The organism is Rhizobacter sp. P1_G5, assembly GCF_056405435.1.
Map to the genome: position 1 here is coordinate 1 of NZ_JBFUCB010000597.1, position 3,725 is coordinate 3,725.

Here is a 3,725-nt window from a genome sequence, read left to right on the forward strand (position 1 = left end):
GTCCAGGGCGTCAAGCTGATCAGCATGTCGGGCGGCGAGGCCGTCGTCGAGGTCGGCGGCGAGCGCCAGCAGCTGCGGCTCGGCGGCGTGCAGGTCAGCCTCGGGGCCGCGCCGGTCGAAGGCGGCGGCAGCCGCATCGTGCTGCCGGTCGGCCCGGGCGGCCATTTCTACTCGCAAGGCTCGATCAACGGCAAGGCGGTGGTGTTCCTCGTCGACACCGGCGCCACCACCGTGAGCATCTCCCAATCGGAAGCCGACGCCATCGGGTTGAAGTACCGCGACGGCCAGCGCGGCATGGTCAACACCGCCAATGGCTCGGTGACGGCCTGGCGCATCACGCTCAATTCGGTGCGCATCGGCGACGTGCAGGTGTTCAATGTCGATGCCGTCGTCATGCCGGCCTCGATGAGCCAGGTGCTGCTCGGCAACAGCTTCCTGACGCGCTTCCAGATGAAGCGCGACAACGACACGATGACGCTCGACAAGAAACCTTGACCAACGCGCAGCGGGCCGAGCGCCGGGCCGCCCCAAGCCGGCCCGCATCCCCTCGGGGGATCGGTCGACGTACTCGTCGATCGAGGGGTCGTCATCACGTGGGTGGCCGTGCGAAGGCAAAGCTCACCAGCGCCACCACCCCGAGCGCCGCCAGCATCAGCAGCAGCTCGCGGTAGCCGGGCAGCGCCAGCAGCAGCCAGGCCGTCAGCACCGGCGCGGCTGCCCGCGACAACAGCGCGATCGCCGACATCGCCCCGCCGATGCGCCCGACGTGCGCCCGGCCGAAGTACTCGGGCACCAGGTTGCCGCGCACGATCGTCACCAGCCCGTTGGCGATGCCGAACAGCACCGCGAACACGATCAACGCCGCCAAGTGCTCGGCCAGCGCGAAGATCGCGAACGACAGCGGCAGGCCACCCAGCACCGCCAGCCCCAGCCCGCGCGGCGTGACCCGGCGCCCGAAGGCGAGGAACACGAAGCGCCCCGCCACCTGCGCCGGCCCGATCCAGGTCAGCACCGCGAGCGCCTGCACCTCGCTGCGCCCCTTCGACGCGAAGATCGGCATCACATGCGCCCACAGCGTGGCCGCCGAGAACGAGTACAGCGTGAAGGTGGCAGTGAGCAGCCAGAACGCGCGGTGGCGCAGGGCCTCGTGCAGCGTTGCATCGTCAGCGGCGTCGTGCCCGCCACGCGGCGCCTGCGGCGGATCGCTGCCACGCAGCGCCCAGGCGTGCAGTGGTGCCACGCCCAGCAGCAGCACGGCGCCGATCACCGCCAGCGCGATGCGCCAGCCCCAGGCGTTCACCAGCCAGGCCACCGCCGGGAACGACAGCGTGCTCGCGAAGCCGCCCACCAGCGTCAGCGACGTGATGCCGTCGCGGTAGCGCTCCGGAAAGCGCTTGGTCAGCACGGTGAACGCCGGCTCGTACAGGATCATCGCCATCGCCGCGCCCAGCAACACCCACGCGACGTACAGCGTGGCCGGCTGCGCCACCTGCGACCACAGCAGGAAACCGGCACCGGCCAGCACCGCGCCGAGCGTCATCACGCCCCGCCCGTGGCCACGGTCGATCGCCGCGCCGGCCGCGTAGCTGCTCGCGCCCCACACCGCCAGGCCGAGCGTGAAGGCGCCCATCAACACGGGTTTGCTCCAACCCAGCGCCTGCTGCATCGGCAGCACGAAGGACGAGAATGCGTAGTACAGCGCCGCCCAGCTCACCAGCTGGCCGGCAGCCAGCGCGGCCACGGTGGAACGATAGGAAGAAGTCACCGCGGGATTATCGGTAGGCCCGTTGTCGCTGCTGGGACACTTCGTCAGCGCACGACCGTGCTAAAACGCGGCGCACAGGAGACACGACGATGGATTTGAACTTCACGCCCGAAGAGCAGGCCTTCCGACAGAAGATCCGCGGCTGGGTCGCCGAGCACCTGCCGAAGGACATCAGCCACAAGGTGCACAACGCGCTGCGCCTGTCGAAGGACGACCTGCAGCGCTGGGCGAAGATCCTCGGCCAGCAGGGCTGGCACGGCTGGGCCTGGCCGACGCAGTTCGGCGGCCCGGGCTGGAACGCGATCCAGCGCCACCTGTTCGAAGAAGAGTGCGCGCTGGCCGGCGCACCGCGCGTGGTGCCCTTCGGCCCGGTGATGGTCGCGCCGGTGATCATGGCCTTCGGCTCGCCCGAGCAACAGAGGCGCCACCTGCCCGGCATCATGAGCGGCGAGGTGTGGTGGAGCCAGGGCTACAGCGAGCCGGGCTCGGGCTCCGACCTCGCGTCGCTGAAGTGCCGCGCCGAGCGCCGCGGCGACTACTACGTCGTCAACGGCCAGAAGACCTGGACCACGCTCGGCCAGTACGGCGACTGGATCTTCTGCCTGGTGCGCACCAGCACCGAAGGCAAGCCGCAGACCGGCATCAGCTTCCTGCTGATCGACATGAAGAGCCCCGGCATCACGGTGCGGCCGATCATCACGATGGACGGCGAGCACGAGGTCAACGAGGTCTGGTTCGACGACGTCGAGGTGCCGGCGGACAACCTGGTCGGCGAGGAGAACAAGGGCTGGACCTACGCCAAGTACCTGCTGGCCCACGAGCGCACCAACATCGCCGACGTGAACCGCTCGAAGCGCGAGCTGGAGCGGCTCAAGCGCATCGCGAAGGCGGAGAAGGTCTACGATGACGTGCGCTTCCGCGACGAGATCGCGAAGCTGGAGGTCGAGATCGTCGCGCTGGAGATGATGGTGCTGCGGGTGCTCAGCGCTGAAAAGTCCGGCAAGCAGTCGCTGGACGTCGCCGGGCTGCTGAAGATCCGCGGCAGCGAGATCCAGCAGCGCCTGACCGAACTGCTGATGCTGGCGGCCGGGCCGTACAGCGTGCCCTTCATCCACGACGCCATGGAGGCCGGCTGGCAGGGTGACCACGTCGGCGCGGCGTACTGCGCGCCGCTGGCCGCGACCTACTTCAACGTGCGCAAGACGACGATCTACGGCGGCAGCAACGAGGTGCAACGCAACATCGTCGCGCAGACGGTGCTGGGCAGCTGAGGAAACGACATGGACTTCGACTTCTCCGACGATCAAGAGATGCTGCGCGACTCGGTGCGCAAATGGGTCGCCAAGGGCTACGACGCCGAGCGGCGCAAGCGCATCGTGCAGGCCGGGGGCTGCTCGMGCGAGGCGTGGCGCGAGATGGCCGACCTCGGGCTGACCGGGCTGTTCGTGCCCGAGGCGCAGGGCGGCATGGGCTTCGGGCCGACCGACGCGATGGTGGTGATGGAGGAACTCGGTCGTGGCCTGGTGCTGGAACCCTATGCGCAAGGCGCGCTGATCGCCGGCGGCGTGCTGTCGGCCTGCGCGCCGCAGCCGGCGATCGACGGCTGGCTCGGGAAGATCGCCGCTGGCGACGCGCTGGTCGTGCTGGCACACCAGGAGCGCGGCGCGCGCTACCGGCTGGCGCGCGTCGAGACCTCGGCGAAGGCGGCCGGCAGCGCGTGGACGCTCAACGGCGCGAAGAGCCTCGTGCCGGCCGGTGACCTGGCGGATGCGTTCATCGTGCCGGCCCGGGTGTCGGGTGCGGTCGACGACCCGGCGGGCGTCGCGCTGTTCCTCGTCGAACGCCGCGCCGCCGGCGTGAAGACGCGCGGCTACGGCACCGCCGATGGCGCGCGTGCGGCCGAGCTGGCGCTCGCTGATGCGCCGGCCACGCTGCTGGTGGCTGCCGGCGATGGTCATGC

General features: G+C 70.0%; 4 protein-coding genes. 3 read left to right on the top strand and 1 reads right to left on the bottom strand.

The genetic code is table 11. The annotated features are described in order from the left end of the window. On the top strand, positions 1-495 hold a 495-nt coding region (locus AC1D12_RS27690; protein WP_477844266.1), incomplete at its 5' end, for a retropepsin-like aspartic protease family protein. 94 nt (positions 496-589) lie between these two features. On the opposite strand, the gene AC1D12_RS27695 is transcribed toward AC1D12_RS27690, so the two are convergent. Further along, a complete protein-coding gene (locus tag AC1D12_RS27695) occupies positions 590-1,765 on the bottom strand; it encodes an MFS transporter (protein ID WP_477844270.1) in 1,176 nt (391 codons plus the stop codon). 89 nt (positions 1,766-1,854) lie between these two features. Here AC1D12_RS27695 and AC1D12_RS27700 point away from each other — a divergent pair, with 89 nt between their 5' ends. Further along, on the top strand, positions 1,855-3,036 hold the full coding sequence (locus AC1D12_RS27700) for an acyl-CoA dehydrogenase family protein (RefSeq protein WP_465111896.1): 1,182 nt from the start codon (positions 1,855-1,857) through the stop codon (positions 3,034-3,036). 9 nt (positions 3,037-3,045) lie between these two features. Beyond that, positions 3,046-3,725: acyl-CoA dehydrogenase family protein (locus tag AC1D12_RS27705; RefSeq protein ID WP_477844272.1), on the top strand; the 680-nt coding region annotated here is incomplete at its 3' end.

Coding starts and splice junctions, on each gene's coding strand:
- AC1D12_RS27700 (WP_465111896.1), top strand. CDS start 1,855: ATGGATTTGAACTTCACGCCCGAAGAGCAGGCCTTCCGACAGAAGATC.